Below are 16,256 nucleotides of genomic sequence, written 5' to 3'. Positions count from 1 at the left end.
GAGGAATAGCCTTGAATGCTATTGCTGATAAAATTTCCAAGATCGTTGATGGAAAGAGAGTCATTGTAAAAAAACCGGAATTGCTGGCTCCGGCCGGCAACCTTGAAAAATTAAAAATTGCCGTCCATTACGGCGCGGATGCCGTGTTCATTGGCGGTCAGGAATATGGTCTTCGTTCCAATGCCGGCAACTTCACGTTTGAGGAAATGAAGGAAGGCGTCGAATTCGCTAAAAAGTATGGCGCTAAAGTATATGTAACGACAAATATCTTCGCTCATAATGAAAATATAGATGGTTTGGATGAATACCTGGAAGGACTTCAGGAGGCTGGGGTTCATGGTATCATCGTAGCCGATCCATTAATCATCGAAACCTGTAAACGGGTCGCTCCGAACGTCGAGATCCATTTAAGCACACAGCAATCCCTATCGAACTGGAAGGCTGTTCAGTATTGGAAAGAGGAAGGCTTGGAGCGTGTTGTTTTGGCACGTGAGACGAGTGCTGATGAAATCCGTGAAATGAAGGAGAAGGTCGATATCGAGATCGAGGCTTTCGTTCATGGAGCCATGTGCATTGCCTATTCTGGACGCTGCACCCTTTCGAACCATATGACGGCGCGTGATTCGAATCGCGGCGGCTGCTGTCAGTCTTGCCGTTGGGATTATGATTTATATGAGTTGGATCAAGACGGGGAAAAGGCTTTATTCGATAAAGAAGATGCACCATTCGCAATGAGTCCAAAAGACTTGAAGCTGATTGAATCACTGCCAGGCATGATTGAAATTGGCATAGACAGCTTAAAAGTCGAAGGAAGAATGAAGTCCATTCATTATATTGCAACAGTTGTCAGCGTCTATCGTAAAGTGATTGATGCGTATTGTGCCGATCCGGACAATTTCAAGATTAAACAAGAATGGCTGGAAGAGCTTGATAAGTGTGCGAATCGTGAGACGGCATCATCGTTCATGGAAGGTGAAATTCCTGGGTATAAACAGCAAATGTTCGGGAATCATACCGTAAAGACTCGCTTCGACTTCGCAGGGTTGGTGCTTGATTACGACGAGGAAACTAAAATCGTTACCATGCAGCAACGTAACTTCTTCAAGCCTGGAGATGAAGTGGAGTTTTTTGGACCGGAAATCGAAAACTTCACTCAAAAAATCGGTACGATCTGGGATGAGTCAGGTAAGGAGCTGGAGGCAGCCCGCCATCCGCTTCAAATTGTCCGCATTCAAGTAGATAATAGAGTTTATGTGAACAATATGATGCGGAAGGAGAATTGACATGACAAGAAAGAAACCAGTGGTCATCGGAGTTACCGGAGGGTCTGGATCAGGTAAAACAAGTGTTACCCGTTCCATTTTTGAATTCTTTCAAGGACATTCCATCTTGATGATCGAACAAGATTATTACTATAAAGATCAAAGTCATCTGCCTTTTGAAGAGCGCTTGAAAACGAACTATGATCATCCGCTTGCATTTGATAATGATTTGCTAATCGATCACATTAACGCATTGCTGCGCTATGAAACGATAGAAAAACCGGTTTATGATTATTCGATCCATACGCGTTCGGAAGAAGTCATTACAGTTGAACCCCAGGATGTCATCATCCTTGAAGGGATTCTTGTGCTGGAGGACGAGCGCCTCCGAGACTTGATGGATATGAAGCTATATGTAGATACGGACGCAGACTTGCGGATCCTTCGTCGGATGACCCGTGATATTAAAGAACGCGGCCGTTCCATAGATTCCGTCATCGAACAATACATCAGTGTCGTTCGCCCGATGCATAATCAGTTCATAGAACCGACGAAGCGTTATGCCGACATCATCATTCCGGAAGGCGGTCAAAACCATGTGGCAATTGACCTCATGGTGACAAAAATTCAAACAATCCTTGAACAAAAGTCTTTTTTGTAATAACATAGCATAAATAATGATAGGTGCCATTTTCCTCCGTTTATTTAAATAATCCCAACTATTTATTGGGAAAGACTGGACAAATGTTGGAAAACGCAATACTCTATTCTTGATACAGAACGAACCGGCTGCACACCGCAGTCGGTTTATATACTAAGGAACGGATGTTTCTTAGTATCGAAGCGCGTACTTTTTAAGTCGCGCAATTATATATTCTGACTTGATTTCAGGGTTAAGCACTATATAGTACATAAACTTGTGACAGCGAATGCTTGCTGTAAAGAATTTGAAGGAGTGAAGGGTTTTGGCAATTGAAAAAGAATATCCAATGACTATTGAAGGTAAGTTAAAGCTTGAACAGGAACTGGAACAGTTAAAAACGGTTAAACGTAAAGAAGTGGTGGAAAGAATCAAAATCGCCCGCAGTTTTGGGGACCTTTCCGAGAACTCAGAGTACGATTCCGCAAAAGAAGAGCAGGCTTTCGTTGAAGGACGGATTACAACAATCGAAAACATGATCCGTAATGCAAAAATCATTGAAGGCAATGATTCGAATACAGATACAGTTTCACTTGGAAAGTCGGTAACATTCGTTGAGCTTCCAAATGGTGACGAAGAAACATATTCCATCGTAGGAAGCGTTGAAGCGGATCCATTCGAAGGGAAAATCTCCAATGATTCCCCGATCGCGAAAAGCCTGATAGGAAAAAGGGTCGGCGACAAGGTTTCTATCATGACTCCTGGCGGCGAAATGAGCGTCAAGATTGTTTCCATCGACTAATTAAATGCAAAAGGGGATGTCCATGGGGCATCCTATTTTTTATCGGAAAAATGCCGCGTTAAATTTGTTCATAATTGTTTAAAAATTCGCACCTCGTCAACAATGGTTACGAGGTGTATTTTATGAAAAAGAAACGAATGAGGTTGCTGGCTCTTTTTTTGACCGCTTTCATGCTGATGCTCATAGGCAGGCTTGCCTATATCCAACTTGTATCGACAGAATCTTTTTCAAAGCATGATGTGAACCTATTAGAAGCAAGCGTGAATCAGCGTTCACAGATATTAAAGATTGATGATGGACGCGGAAAGTTTTATGACAGAAATGGAGAACCGCTTGCACATGAAGAAATCCCAACGCTCGTCCTATTTCCATTTTTGAAAAAAATGACATGGCCTATAGATGAAGTGGCCTCGATAATAGGCAAATCGGAAGCGGAGTTAAAACGGGCGATAGAACTGGCAGAGGAACCATTCGTATTTGGCGGGGATGAACCGATAGAGTTGACATCGAGCCAATCGAAGGCAATCAATGAACTGAAGATTCCCGGGGTCTTTGCCGTGAACGAGAAATTATATCATGATCAAACCCCTGCAGCGCAATTGATCGGCACGACGAATATATCAGATGCAGAAAAGAAAAAACGTTATCCTGACATGAATTTATCCCCTGAAACGAAAATAGGCAATACGGGGCTGCAAAGGACCTTCGATGAGTTCTTGCTTTCCGCTGGGGAATCGAAGCTCGTTTTTCACGTGGACGCCAGCGGAGGACCAATGTTCGGTGTCGATGTTAAATATGTGGAACCTGCAAATCCGCTTTACCCGGTGAAGGTCGTGACGACGATCGATAAAGAAATTCAGGAAAAAGCGGAGAAGCTCGTCGATGACCGCGGGATAAAAAAAGGCGGTCTTGTACTGATCGATATTGAAAAAAGTGAAATCGTCGCAATGGTATCACGTCCGGCGCTTAATATAAAAGATCCGAATGGCGAAGGGGCCGTCAATATGATGCTGACTCAAAAAACACCGGGCTCCGTCTTTAAAACGGTCACGGCAGCAGCTGCAATCGATTATGAAGCCGCTAGTCACACCCGGACATTTAATTGTAATTTGACGATAGACGGGAAAACGGATAAACAGAGGGAACTGGGCATGCTTAATTTTGAAAATAGCTTTGCCCAAAGCTGCAACAGGACGTTTGCCGAATTGTCACAGGAAATAGCTGAGAAGGATCCGGAATTTTTGGATAAATATGCTGAAATGTTAGGTTTGGTTGGTGAAACGGGCTGGCAAGGGGATGTGTATCACACCGAAGTCACTCAGTTGCATCATGAACAAGCCGGTAAGGTCTGGCATGATGACGATTTAAAAAAAGATCCGAAAATGATTGCCAAAACGGCAATTGGCCAGCAGGATGTCCAAACGACACCGCTCGCTATAGCGAATATGATGGCTACGATTGCCCGCGGCGGCAAGAAGGAACAGGTCAAAGCCGTTTCAAAGGTCGAATTTAACAACAGTACGACCGTAGTCGATTTTCCCAATCAAAGTATTGGCGGCGAGACACTGTCTCCATATACGGCGATGAAGATGCAGCATCTTCTTAGGAAGGTCGTGACGGAAGAGAAAGGAACGGGCGCTGCCTTGAGAGATTTGCCTGTTGAGGTCGCCGGCAAGTCTGGAACAGCTCAGACCAATATCGAAAAAGGGGAGCTCAATAAATGGTTTGCGGGCTACTTTCCATATAAAGATCCCAAATATGCTCTTGTTACCGTAAGTTTTGAAACAAAGGAAAACAGTTCCAGCATGACGCCTCTTTTTTCAGATATTGTAAAAGTCCTGTACTCCAAGGACCAGGACAATAGCGAGAATTGACGAAAAGTGTAGGAAACCCTTCCCTTCTATCTCTAGCTAAATCATGTTAAAATGAGGCAGTAAGAAAAGGTAAGGGAGGAATGGACCTTGGGCTCACGTTTTAATCAGAGAGATCAAAAAAGAAAAGTAAATAAAATATATAATATTGCTATCACCATTGTTTCCATTTTAATCGTCATTGTCGCAGTCACGATTTTCTTAAGTGACGATGGCACCGAAACAAAAAAAGCCACGACAGAACCAAAGCAAATCGCCGATACAGATTCAGGGAAGGTAGCGGACAAGCCTGCTGGCAAAAAGGAAGAAACGGATTCAGAGAAGGAAGACGCAGTAGGAGATAGTGAAGCAAAAGAGGAAGATTCAGAAGAAGATAGTAAAGCAACAGAGGAAGATTCAGAAGAGAAGGCAGAAGATGGTGCAGATCCAGAAAAAGCAGGGGATGCCGAACTTGTGGAAGTGGAAGGCAGCGGCGATGGCAATGTTGCGGCCACATATACGAGTGAGGGCTGGGAACCAGTAGGAACTGAGCAATCCGGGGAACACACTACAAGCTTCGATAAGGACTCGGTCGATTGGAATGAAATGAGTAAAGCCATAGCAACTGGGGCTGGGATCGATGAAGGCAGCATGAGAATATGGTGGCTGCAAAACGGCGGTTCGCCCAATACGGCAATCGGAACCGTTTCAGAAGGAGATAGTCCTAAGACCTTCCGTGTTTATATTGAATGGGTGGACGGATCAGGTTGGAAGCCTGTAAAAGTCGAAGAGCTGAAGACAAACGATAAAAGGTAATGTTCAAAATCATAAACTTAAAACCCCCGAAAGGTATTCCGCATTTCGGGGGTTTTTCATCGTGATCACTTTTTTGCTTTAAAGTGGACGACTGCACTATAAAAACGTCTGCCTTCCTCACTTACATACATTTGGTGTGATACGGATTCCACCTGGAGCATGATCGCTTTATTGATTTCAATTTGTGATTGGATTTTTTCTTCAAGATTCTTGATGCTTTCTGCCTCGAAAAATTCTATTTTATCTTCGAATAAGTTTAAGTCAAGTTGAAAACTCATGACTGTTCCCCTCCAACATTTTAGATACTGTTAGTTTAACACCATTTTCGCCGAATCTGAACCGAATGATGGATTTGCCTAAAAAACAAGAACTGTTTCTGCGTTTATTTCATATTATGCTTATAGGTTTTATTATCTTATCATAAAAAGGTGATTAAAAATGGGCAGAGAATTTATCGATTTATTTGAAGAATGGTCGAAATCGTATGATGATACGGTTAGTGGACACGATATTGAGTATCAAGAGGTTTTTAAACATTATGATAGGATATTGGATAGCGTCACGGACCGGGCTCATGGTCATGTGCTGGAGTTCGGCGTAGGTACCGGGAATTTGACGGAAAGGCTTTTGATGAAAGGCCTAAAGGTATCGGGAATTGAACCCTCACCTGCGATGAGGGAAATAGCGGTAAGCAAGCTGCGTGGAAAAACAGAAATTGCAGATGGGGATTTTATCGATTTTCCGAAGCCGGAACAGGTTGATTCGATCGTGAGCACGTATGCGTTTCATCATTTAACCGATGAAGAAAAAGAAAAAGCGATAGCCAACTATGGAAAGTTACTGAATACTGGTGGTAAAATAGTGTTTGCGGATACGATGTATCAATCAAGGGAAGCTCATGAACGAGCGATTAAAGATGCAAGGCAGGCAGGCTTTCATAATTTGGCGAACGATTTGCAAACGGAATATTATACTACTATTCCTTTTTTGGAAAAAGCACTTGAAGCAAATGGATATAAAGTGAACTTCGAGCGCTGCAATCAATTTGTCTGGATTATGGAGGCGGAAAAATTATAGGAAGAGGTTTTTACTAATGAAGGTAGCCATAATCGGAGCAATGGAAGAAGAAGTTACGATTTTACGTGATAAATTGGAAGGTTTGGAGCGGGTGACCATTGCCGGTTCCGAGTTTAATACAGGAACACTGAATGGTGTCGAGGTCATTTTGCTTAAATCGGGAATCGGTAAAGTGAATGCGGCAATGTCCACAACGATTCTGTTAGAAAAATTCAAACCGGATGCAGTCATCAATACTGGCTCTGCCGGCGGATATCATCCAGCACTTAATGTAGGGGATGTGGTCATATCCACGGAAGTTCGCCACCATGATGTCGATGTGACGATTTTTGGATATGAGTACGGTCAAGTCCCTCAGCTTCCGGCAGCTTTCATCCCGGATGAAAAGCTTCTCGCAATCGCAGAAGAAGCAGCAAAAGAAATCGAGGATATTCAAGTGGCGAAAGGGTTGATCGTTACGGGGGATTCTTTCATGAATGATCCTGTCAGGGTTGAATTCGTCAGAGGGAAATTCTCTGATTTATATGCGGTGGAAATGGAAGCGGCAGCCATTGCACAGGTAGCCTTCCAATTCAAAACACCGTTTGTCATCATTCGTTCCCTTTCGGATATCGCAGGTAAGGAGTCCAATATTTCCTTTGATAAATTCCTGGAAACTGCGGCTCTTCATTCAGCGGCACTGATTTTGAAAATGGTCGAAAAAATGAAATGAATGGTAAGTGATCAGCGGAAGCCTTTCCGCTGATCATTCTTTATTGCATAATTCTTATTAAATTGGTAGGATAACTATGAAAGGATGTCCGAATATGAAAGTCTTTCAAAACATTCATGAGTTGATAGGGGAAACACCGATGATGGAAATCACCCAGTTCCCGCTTCCGGATGAAGTCCGCATCTTTGCCAAACTGGAATACTTTAATCCGGGAGGCAGTGTGAAGGATCGGCTTGGTCAAGAATTGTTAGCCCAAGCGTTACAGACAGGGAAGGTGAAAAAGGGCGGGACGATCATCGAACCGACTGCCGGAAATACTGGAATTGGCTTGGCGTTGGCTGCGATAAACAGTGGCGTAGACGTGATTTTTTGCGTTCCGGAGAAATTCAGTGCAGAGAAACAGGAATTGATGCGTGCTCTTGGAGCGAATGTGATCCAGACCCCGACAGAGGAAGGAATGACAGGAGCGATTGCCAAGGCTAAGGCGCTGCTGGCTGAAATTCCGGGATCTTATTGTCCTCAGCAATTCGCCAACCCATCCAATCCTGAAGCATATTATAAAACGCTGGGACCTGAAATATGGGAACAGATGGAGGGCGATGTAGATGTGTTTGTTGCCGGTGCCGGGACGGGCGGGACATTCATGGGAACATCGCGATATATAAAAGAAAAGAACGCTGCTGTCAAAACGGTCATTGTCGAACCAGAAGGATCGATTTTAAACGGCGGCAAAGCAGGACCCCATAAAACAGAGGGCATCGGGATGGAATTTTTGCCAACCTATATGGATGAAACGTATTTTGATCAAATCCATACGATAAGCGATCATGATGCTTTCCATATGGTAAAGGAATTGGCGCTTAAAGAAGGCCTCCTTGTCGGCAGTTCTTCGGGCGCGGCATTTGCAGCGGCCATGAAAGAAGCAGCGAAGGCTTCCCGTGGGTCGAATATCGTCGTCATATTTCCGGATTCCAGTGAACGATACTTAAGCAAAAAAATTTATCAAGGAGGTATTTGAAATGAGAAAAAAAACACAATTGATTCATGGCGGCATTGTTGGTGATGAAAAAACAGGAGCGGTTTCGGTGCCGATTTATCAAGTGAGCACATATAAACAAGATGGACCGGGAGATCACCGGGGATATGAATATTCCCGTACAGGCAACCCAACCCGCCATGCCCTCGAAGAGTTGATCAAGGATCTAGAAGAAGGAAAAAGAGGCTTTGCCTTCGGATCAGGAATGGCAGCGATGACCGCGGTTATGATGCTGTTCAATCAAGGTGATCATGTATTGATGACCGATGACGTTTATGGAGGGTCTTTCCGGGTCATCACTAAAGTGCTTAACCGCTTCGGGGTGGAGGCTACGTTCATCAATACGAGTGACATGCACTCGATCGAAAAAGAGATAAAAGACAATACGAAGGCATTGTTCATAGAAACCCCGACGAATCCATTATTGAAAATCACCGATCTGGAGGAAGTATCAAAAATAGCTAAAGAAAACGGCATCCTGACCATTGTTGATAATACCTTCAGTACGCCATACTGGCAAAATCCACTTACACTTGGAGCCGACGTCGTGCTTCATAGCGCTACGAAGTACCTGGGGGGACACAGCGATGTTGTAGCGGGTCTTGTCGTGGTGAATGATGAAAAACTTGGCAATGACCTTCATTTCATCCAAAACTCTACAGGAGGCGTGCTAGGGCCCCAGGATTCATGGCTGCTGATGCGAGGCATTAAAACGCTGGGTATCCGGATGGAAGAACATGAAAAAAACACATCCGAAATCGTCCGTTTCCTATCCGGGCATAAAGACGTTTCGAAAATCTATTACCCTGGTCTTGAAAACCACCCAAATCATGATATTGCCAAAAAACAATCGCGTGGATTCGGCGGTATGGTTTCATTTGATGTCGGCAGTGCCGAAAAAGCCGCATCCGTTTTGAATAAAGTGAGATTCTTTACACTTGCGGAAAGTCTGGGAGCAGTGGAGAGCTTAATTTCGATTCCAGCCTTGATGACACATGCCTCCATTCCGGCTGAGCGCCGTGCAGAGCTTGGAATAACCGATGGGTTGATTCGCATTTCAGTTGGCCTGGAAGATGTTGAAGACCTGTTGGAAGACTTGGAACAAGCGCTACAAGGATAATCGGAGAGGGAACGCTTCCAAGCTTACTGCCATTATTTACACCCTGGAATTTGGAATAAATATGGTAGAATGAGATATCGATATCTTATTAGCTTGAAAGAAGGTGGAATGGCATGAAAAACCGCAAAATGCAAACGGCGGCAATGCTGCGTTCGAAAATGGTCGATTTTAAACAATTTGCGATCACTTTGTTATGTGTAGGTTCGTTCTTCTATTTAGGAACCATCCTTCCCTCTGGCGACAAAGCGATCATTGACACATATGTCTATATGGGAGCGACAATAACATTCCTGGGCATATCCATAGTATTTTTCTCATTATCCAAAAAATATAAAAAGATCTTGGCCGAAATGGATGACCAGGACTCTTTAAAACAATAAAAGCAAACCTGATTCTTTAATGGAATCAGGTTTTTTTATTTTTCTGTTGGTGTTGCCCATTAAGGGGCAGATTATCATACCACTTACCTCCTTTAGGTAATAATAGCTCTTGAAAATGGGTAAAAAGATCGAAATTTTCAAATAAATAGGCAAAAGCCGTTTACAAATATCGGATTTGTGGATATACTTACCAAGTAATAAAAAATATTCCAAAGGAGGTCGAAGAAAATGACATTGTATCTACATGGAGTCGTCACTATTAGCCGGTCCGTTTCAAATGACAATCAAATAACATTCGACCTGTGCCAAGCGGAATATTTCTAAAGCAATTTGGCTTTATTAATCATTCAAACATAGCGGCCGCAGGGAGAAGTGTTTTATCCTGCGGCCTTTTTATATTTTCAAAAAGAAGCCGCAGGAGAACTTAACTTTCTGCGGCCTTTTTATGCCTTTTTGATGGGCCGCCCCTTTAAAGGAGGTGATATTATGACACTGAATATGCTTTTTTTCACAATCACGATTAAAATGAAAAAAATGACTGCCGAGGAATGTTTGCAGCAGGAGAGAATTCACAAGATTCGAGAAGAACATCTAGATAAAGCGATGAAGCACCGTCCATTTTTCTAAAAACATACGAGGTTGGTATCCCGTTCATTAAAATAAAATTTAAAGAAAGGTGGAGGTTAAAATGTTGAATTTGTTTTATGTAAAAGGAGAGAAGCGTTGCTATTGGCAGGAGAAGGATACCGGCTAACGGATCTGCCGGTGTATTGCCAGCGTTTGTATGTATATATGTACAGCGGAAGAGGCCATTGGAAACATGATAAAATTGAAGGTATGTTGTTATGACGCTAACTCGGAACTGCAACGGTAGAGATGAATATGTAAAGGGGGAAACTCGGCACTCGGGCCGAGTTTTTTTCTTTGCCTGAATCAGCAGCACGGACCTGATCCTCCATAACCAAATCCACATCCCGGCAACCACCAAAACCCGAAAATGAGCAATAAAATCAAGAGGACAATAAACAGGCCATAACCAAAGCCGTAACCGGACCCTGCATAGCAAGGCGCAGGAACCGGAGCCGGATAACCATAGCTGCATCCGTATGGTCCATAGTTATATCGCATCGTAAAAACCCCCTTCCCTAAAAAATTCCCTATCATGAACATTTGCCTTCCTTCGTTTGGGAATTCCTCCAGGCTGGTTTGAACATTTAACACTTTCCTGATTTCTTTTAGTGGGACAGACACGAACAAGCCCACTGCTGCATAGGTATGAATAGGGAAACCAAAGAAACGGGGGATGAAACCAATGCCCGGAATACTTACAGTTGTCGGTTATATTATCAAAGAATTTTACTTATTCGTTTCCTATGTGAAAAACAACGCTTTTCCCCAGCCTCTGTCATCTCAGGATGAAAAGAAATATCTGAAGCTTATGAGTGAGGGTGATGGTGATGCCCGTAACATCCTGATCGAGCATAATCTCAGGCTTGTTGCCCATATCGTCAAGAAATTCGAGAATACGGGCGAAGATACAGAGGATTTGATTTCGATTGGGACAATTGGTTTGATCAAGGCCATTGAGAGTTATTCGGATGGGAAGGGTACGAAGCTGGCCACATATGCGGCACGATGCATTGAGAATGAGATCCTGATGCATTTACGAGCGACAAAGAAAACGAAGAAAGATATTTCCCTGCATGATCCGATCGGTCAGGATAAAGAAGGAAATGAAATCAGTTTAATCGATGTACTGAAATCGGAATCGGAAGATGTCATCGATACGATTCAGCTCAATATGGAAATAGAAAAAGTGAAAAAGTATATTGATATTTTGGATGAACGCGAAAAGGAAGTCATTGTAGGCAGGTTCGGACTGGATTTGAAAAAGGAAAAAACCCAGAGGGAAATCGCTAAGGAGCTTGGCATATCCCGCAGTTATGTATCAAGGATCGAAAAACGTGCATTGATGAAGATGTTCCACGAATTTTACAGAGCAGAAAAAGAAAAGGAAAAGAAAGCTAAAGGATAGGAATGTTAAAGTCAAAGAGAGTGCGGGGAATTTCCCCGCACTCTTCTTTTTAATATTTATTTCGGATCAAATCCGTAAATGCATGATAAATCTCGATTCCCTGAAAAAGGAACAGACGTGAAGCGGTTAAAGAAAATACCCCTATCATAATTAGTCGGAACCACATATGAATCACTCCTCCATTTTATTGTTTTTATAAAATGTCAGAGCGTAAGGCTACGTAATTCGCCTGAAAAAAAACCGGACTGAGATATCGCAGGCGTAGATTTGAGTGAAAATAAAGATAACTCAAAATGGAAAATTCGAAAATGAGAACAATGATAAGTGACTGCCAGGAATTGAAGGAAGGCACGAAAGGCTGCTTCTTGTCGGCCTTATCCCAATGGTGAACATCGGTATGTTCTTCAATGGTCAGCTGCTGTGCATGATGATGGAACTGTATGGGCAGCGTCCAAAGGAGCAGGATGATGGCAGACATGTGAATAAAGAATTTCATATGAATCAACCACCCCTTTCCCAAGAATATATTCATCATAACATGCTTTTAATCTGGGATATAGAAAAATGTTCTGGCAAAAATACTGAAAATTCCTTTTAATTAGAAAAATATTGAATTTACCTCTATAATGGGATTAGTGATAAAAAGGGGGCAAAGCAGGATGGGATATTCTTTGACGTGGGATTTGGATATCTTTTTTAAAGGAGGAAGCTCTTCTAAGGAGTTCCTGATTTTTTTAGATGAAATTAACGAAGAGGTAAAAGAATTAGACCGGGTTGTAAGCAATATCAATCCAGAAGGAAATGATGAAAGCAGTTTAATCCAGGCATTTGATCTTTATAAAAATACAAATATGAAATCCACGCAGGCCAGTGCATTCATTGGATGCCTGGAAGCTCAAAATGCGCACGATAAAAAGGCTGGTCAGCTGCGGATCAAACAAATGAAGATAGTCGCTTCACTAAAAATGGTGGTAAGCAAGCTGGATGAAAAGTTGATACAGCTTGATGATGCGTTTTTTAAAGAAATCCTCGAAAAAGAACCATTGAATGAATTGAAATTTGTATTGGATGAACGTCGGGAAAAGGCAAAGGAAAAGCTTTCCGTAAAGGAAGAATCATTAATCACCCAATTGGCCATGGATGGTTTCGAAGGATGGAGCCAAATGTATGATACGATCGTCGGTTCAATGACGATCCCTTATAAGGGTGAAAAGCTTTCTGTAGGCCAAGCGGCGAATAAATTTTCTGATCCTGATGAAGGTGCCCGGAAAGAGTTATTTACCGGGTGGGAACAGGCTTGGGAGGAAAAGAGTGACCTTTTTGCCCGGACGCTGAACCACTTGGCTGGATTCCGTCTTAGTGTGAATGAAAAAAGGGGCTGGGATGATATTTTGAAAGAGCCTCTTGAAATAGGGAGGATGAAAAAAGAAACCCTCGAAAGCATGTGGAATGTCATTGCCGATCATAAGGAGCCGCTTGTGAGGTTTTTAAAAAGGAAAGCGGAGTTATTGGATTTGGATAAATTAAGTTGGGCGGATTTGGATGCACCGCTTGCTGTTACGGCACAGTCCAAAGTAATGGATTATCAAGAAGGTGCAGACTTCATCATACAGCAATTCTCTAAGTTCGGTTCTCAATTAGTAAGCTTCACCCAAAAAGCTTTTGAAGACAGCTGGATTGAAGCGGAGGATAGACCAGGTAAGAGACCAGGCGGTTTTTGCACCGGCTTCCCATTAAATAAGCAGTCAAGGATTTTCATGACGTATTCGGGCACCCCATCCAATGTATCGACATTGGCTCATGAATTGGGACATGCATTCCATTCTTATGCAATGAGGGATATCCATCCATTGAATCGGTCATATGCCATGAATGTGGCTGAAACCGCCTCAACTTTTGCTGAAATGGTCGTAGCGGATGCGGCTGTGAAGGAAGCGGCCAGTGAGGAAGAAAAGCTTGTGCTTTTAGAAGATAAAATACAGCGTTCGGTTGCATTACTCATGAATATCCATGCCCGCTACTTATTCGAGACAAGGTTTTATGATGAGAGGAAACAAGGGTATGTCAGTGCCGAACGGTTGAATGAACTGATGGTCGATGCACAAAAAGAAGCTTATGGCGATGCTTTAAGTGATTATAATCCAACGTTCTGGGCTTCAAAGCTCCATTTCTATATTACAGGTGTACCATTTTATAATTTTCCGTACACATTCGGTTACTTATTCTCATTAGGCATTTACGCGAATGCCCTGAAAGAACCTGCAGGATTCGAAGAAAAATATATCGCTCTATTAAAGGATACCGGTTCCATGAAGGTCGAGGATCTGGCGGAGAAACATTTAGGCGTCGATTTGAAGACCCGGGATTTTTGGGAAGAAGCGGTCAATGCCTGTATGGAGGATGTTGAAGAATTCATGCGTTTGACCGACCCCTTAGTCCGAAAAGCATAAAAGGGGTTTAGGCTGAATATGAACGAAAAAAAGCGGATGTCCATTAGGACATCCGCTTTCTTATTTAAACTTTCTTCAGTTTAAATGGACTGACCATAAGCAATGATAATATAATCATGAGGGATAAGAAAAAGACCGGATGGAAATACGGGATGGCGAGATAACTTAAAGTAGCGATGCAGCCCGCAACCGTAATTGGCACTCCCATAAAATATCCATTGCTTTCACTTATATTGAAGCGGGCGAGACGAAATGCGCCACAGCCAATATAGAAAACGGTGAAGAGTGTGCCAGGTGCTCCGAATTCTATTAATATTCCTTGGTATAATAATAGAGCTGGTGCGACGCCGAAAGATATGATGTCACACATGGAATCAAGCTGCTTACCCAATTCCGATTCAATGTTGAACTTCCGTGCAACCATACCGTCAAAGCGATCTGCAAGGGCAGCCAGGAAGATTAAAAGCAGGCTTAAATTCAATTGGCCGTGCATCACGGCAATTATTGCAAATCCACCAAGGGATAAATTCATTAAAGTAAGTATATTTGCTGTTTGTGCTTTCACTTTTTTAATGGTTTGATCGAGGGCGTGTAATAAAAACATCTTTTCACTCCTTTCAAATGAAACAAATTAAAACAATATATAGTAAACATAAGTATTTATTATATAATAATATTTTACTTAACACAATTTATGCAAGGGAATTTTAGAATAATTTTACAATTTGGAGTGGTTTTATTTGTTTCAGTCTTTATATCGCATTCTTATTGAACTGACGAATGGTCAGTATTCATCAGGATTATTAAAGCATTTTAGCCAATCTCGTTGGAGCAGGCCCTTAATTTTACTGTATGTAAAAACATTCAACCTTAATCAACAAGAATTTGGTAAAGAGTTAAAAGCTTATACCAATCTGCACGAGCTATTTACAAGGCAGTTAAAGGCGGACGCCAGGCCAATTACGGCAGATCCTTCTGCGGTAGCTTGTCCTGTGGACGGTGTTCTCGAGGATTCAGGGGAGATACAGGCTGATAAAAAGATCGTCGTTAAGGGAAAGATATATTCAATGGAGGAAATGCTCGGGGATGAGCTTTTTTTGGAAAAGTACTTAGGGGGCAAATATCTCGTGTTATACTTAAGCCCGAGTCATTACCATAGGATCCATTCACCAATCAAGGGTTCCGTAGTCAAACGCTGGACCCTTGGAAGGAAATCGTACCCCGTCAATAAATGGGGGATGAAATATGGAAAAGAGCCTTTATCAAAAAATTATCGGACAGTAACTGAATTGCAAAATGAAGCGGGAAGTCTGGCTATGGTGAAAGTCGGGGCCATGTTCATAAATTCGATCGTCATTACTGATGAATCTCATGAATTGGAAAAAGGGCAGGAATTTTCTTATTTCAGCTTTGGGTCAACAGTGGTGCTTCTTTTTGAAAAAGGCAGTTTTGAACTTGAAGGAAACATATCCATTCCCGCAGATGTCCGTGTAGGTGAAACGATTGGTTTCATGAGGGCCGTCTAACTTCAATTGAAAATAAGAGGCTGACATTTGATGTCAGCCTATGTATTCCATATTAAAATATTGATCGGATTTTATGCGTTAGGGATCTTCGATGAATTTCCGTTTCTATGAGGCGGATGAAATCGGTACTCAACTTTAAATTCTGTGCTTTAAAATAGGATTCAAGCAACAGGTCATCAGATAGTTTTTGCATCAGAACGCCATATACGGCTGCTCACCTCCAGTAGGGATTGCGAGGAATAATTTGGTGTTTACTTGCATATATTGATAAGTCTTCCTTGATGTACCCCTACTGTATCAGAAATAAACGTGGAGAACAATCGTTCTGTTATCCACAGTTGAAAGTGGATAACCTGTGGTTAAGTTGTTTACAAGGTGAACGAAATGGTGCACATCAGTATGGAAAATGTTAGTAAAGTTATCCACAGGTTGAACAAATGAAATTTTTGTCGAAATCTTTTATGAATAATTAGTTCTTTGGTTCTGGTCTGCCTGCAAATTTCCCATTATTTAATAAAAAATGCCTTTCCATATCTTAAAACATCCATTA

At 42.3% G+C, this 16,256-nt stretch carries 19 protein-coding genes; 14 read left to right on the top strand and 5 right to left on the bottom strand.

Features of this window, described 5'->3' with window-relative positions:
• The first annotated feature begins 11 nt into the window (after positions 1-11).
• The 5 genes from ABC374_RS16685 (at position 12) to ABC374_RS16665 (ending at position 5,370) form a co-directional block, all read left to right on the top strand.
• Positions 12-1,283 (top strand): peptidase U32 family protein, encoded by a 1,272-nt coding sequence (locus tag ABC374_RS16685; protein WP_144479406.1) that lies wholly within the window; start codon positions 12-14, stop codon positions 1,281-1,283.
• A gap of 1 nt (position 1,284) precedes the next feature.
• Positions 1,285-1,923, top strand: a complete 639-nt coding sequence (udk, locus tag ABC374_RS16680; protein ID WP_034308619.1) for a uridine kinase — start codon at positions 1,285-1,287, stop codon at positions 1,921-1,923.
• 304 nt (positions 1,924-2,227) lie between these two features.
• On the top strand, positions 2,228-2,704 hold the full coding sequence (gene greA / locus ABC374_RS16675; protein ID WP_101222638.1) for a transcription elongation factor GreA: 477 nt from the start codon (positions 2,228-2,230) through the stop codon (positions 2,702-2,704).
• A gap of 122 nt (positions 2,705-2,826) precedes the next feature.
• Positions 2,827-4,578 carry a peptidoglycan D,D-transpeptidase FtsI family protein gene (locus ABC374_RS16670; protein WP_350299539.1) on the top strand — a complete coding sequence of 584 codons (1,752 nt, stop codon included), beginning with the start codon at positions 2,827-2,829 and terminating at the stop codon, positions 4,576-4,578.
• An 87-nt stretch (positions 4,579-4,665) separates the two neighbouring features.
• Positions 4,666-5,370, top strand: coding sequence for a YrrS family protein (locus ABC374_RS16665; protein WP_413018989.1), 705 nt, complete (start codon positions 4,666-4,668; stop codon positions 5,368-5,370).
• 65 nt (positions 5,371-5,435) lie between these two features.
• On the opposite strand, the gene ABC374_RS16660 is transcribed toward ABC374_RS16665, so the two are convergent.
• Entirely contained in the window at positions 5,436-5,648 is a 213-nt protein-coding gene (locus tag ABC374_RS16660; RefSeq protein WP_048682770.1) for a DUF2536 family protein, read from the bottom strand.
• A 160-nt stretch (positions 5,649-5,808) separates the two neighbouring features.
• On the opposite strand from ABC374_RS16660, the gene ABC374_RS16655 reads away from it, so the two are divergent.
• The 6 genes from ABC374_RS16655 (at position 5,809) to ABC374_RS16630 (ending at position 10,322) form a co-directional block, all read left to right on the top strand.
• Entirely contained in the window at positions 5,809-6,447 is a 639-nt protein-coding gene (locus ABC374_RS16655) for a class I SAM-dependent methyltransferase (protein WP_413018987.1), read from the top strand.
• Positions 6,448-6,463: 16 nt separating this feature from the next.
• Positions 6,464-7,159 (top strand): 5'-methylthioadenosine/S-adenosylhomocysteine nucleosidase, encoded by a 696-nt coding sequence (mtnN, locus tag ABC374_RS16650; protein WP_101222634.1) that lies wholly within the window; start codon positions 6,464-6,466, stop codon positions 7,157-7,159.
• A gap of 94 nt (positions 7,160-7,253) precedes the next feature.
• Positions 7,254-8,177: a PLP-dependent cysteine synthase family protein gene (locus ABC374_RS16645; RefSeq protein WP_413018984.1), complete on the top strand. Its 924-nt coding sequence runs from the start codon at positions 7,254-7,256 to the stop codon at positions 8,175-8,177.
• A gap of 1 nt (position 8,178) precedes the next feature.
• Positions 8,179-9,315, top strand: a complete 1,137-nt coding sequence (locus ABC374_RS16640; RefSeq protein WP_350299535.1) for a bifunctional cystathionine gamma-lyase/homocysteine desulfhydrase — start codon at positions 8,179-8,181, stop codon at positions 9,313-9,315.
• Positions 9,316-9,428: 113 nt separating this feature from the next.
• Positions 9,429-9,695 carry a YrhC family protein gene (locus tag ABC374_RS16635; RefSeq protein WP_350299534.1) on the top strand — a complete coding sequence of 89 codons (267 nt, stop codon included), beginning with the start codon at positions 9,429-9,431 and terminating at the stop codon, positions 9,693-9,695.
• A 486-nt stretch (positions 9,696-10,181) separates the two neighbouring features.
• Positions 10,182-10,322: a YrzI family small protein gene (locus ABC374_RS16630; RefSeq protein ID WP_072273247.1), complete on the top strand. Its 141-nt coding sequence runs from the start codon at positions 10,182-10,184 to the stop codon at positions 10,320-10,322.
• Between the two features lie 306 nt (positions 10,323-10,628).
• Here ABC374_RS16630 and ABC374_RS16625 read toward each other — a convergent pair whose 3' ends face one another.
• Complete coding sequence (locus ABC374_RS16625; RefSeq protein WP_413018981.1) at positions 10,629-10,823, bottom strand: hypothetical protein; 195 nt, start codon at positions 10,821-10,823, stop codon at positions 10,629-10,631.
• A 184-nt stretch (positions 10,824-11,007) separates the two neighbouring features.
• Between ABC374_RS16625 and sigK the strand changes: the two genes are divergently transcribed.
• Complete coding sequence (gene sigK, locus ABC374_RS16620; RefSeq protein ID WP_034308596.1) at positions 11,008-11,730, top strand: RNA polymerase sporulation sigma factor SigK; 723 nt, start codon at positions 11,008-11,010, stop codon at positions 11,728-11,730.
• 193 nt (positions 11,731-11,923) lie between these two features.
• Here sigK and ABC374_RS16615 read toward each other — a convergent pair whose 3' ends face one another.
• The gene (locus ABC374_RS16615) at positions 11,924-12,226 is read right to left on the bottom strand and encodes a hypothetical protein (RefSeq protein WP_350299532.1); all 303 of its coding nucleotides are present in this window, start codon (positions 12,224-12,226) and stop codon (positions 11,924-11,926) included.
• A 163-nt stretch (positions 12,227-12,389) separates the two neighbouring features.
• On the opposite strand from ABC374_RS16615, the gene ABC374_RS16610 reads away from it, so the two are divergent.
• Positions 12,390-14,180, top strand: coding sequence for a M3 family oligoendopeptidase (locus ABC374_RS16610; protein ID WP_413018978.1), 1,791 nt, complete (start codon positions 12,390-12,392; stop codon positions 14,178-14,180).
• Positions 14,181-14,244: 64 nt separating this feature from the next.
• On the opposite strand, the gene pssA is transcribed toward ABC374_RS16610, so the two are convergent.
• A complete protein-coding gene (gene pssA / locus ABC374_RS16605) occupies positions 14,245-14,784 on the bottom strand; it encodes a CDP-diacylglycerol--serine O-phosphatidyltransferase (protein WP_350299530.1) in 540 nt (179 codons plus the stop codon).
• A gap of 136 nt (positions 14,785-14,920) precedes the next feature.
• Here pssA and ABC374_RS16600 point away from each other — a divergent pair, with 136 nt between their 5' ends.
• The gene (locus ABC374_RS16600) at positions 14,921-15,706 is read left to right on the top strand and encodes a phosphatidylserine decarboxylase (protein ID WP_350299529.1); all 786 of its coding nucleotides are present in this window, start codon (positions 14,921-14,923) and stop codon (positions 15,704-15,706) included.
• 52 nt (positions 15,707-15,758) lie between these two features.
• Here ABC374_RS16600 and ABC374_RS16595 read toward each other — a convergent pair whose 3' ends face one another.
• Entirely contained in the window at positions 15,759-15,899 is a 141-nt protein-coding gene (locus tag ABC374_RS16595; protein ID WP_034311351.1) for a sporulation histidine kinase inhibitor Sda, read from the bottom strand.
• Positions 15,900-16,256: the final 357 nt, after the last annotated feature.

This window comes from Peribacillus phoenicis, from assembly GCF_047238085.1.
Taxonomy (GTDB): Bacteria; Bacillota; Bacilli; order Bacillales; family DSM-1321; genus Peribacillus.
Note: the sequence above shows the minus strand (reverse complement) of the source record. Positions and strands in the feature narration are given on the sequence as shown.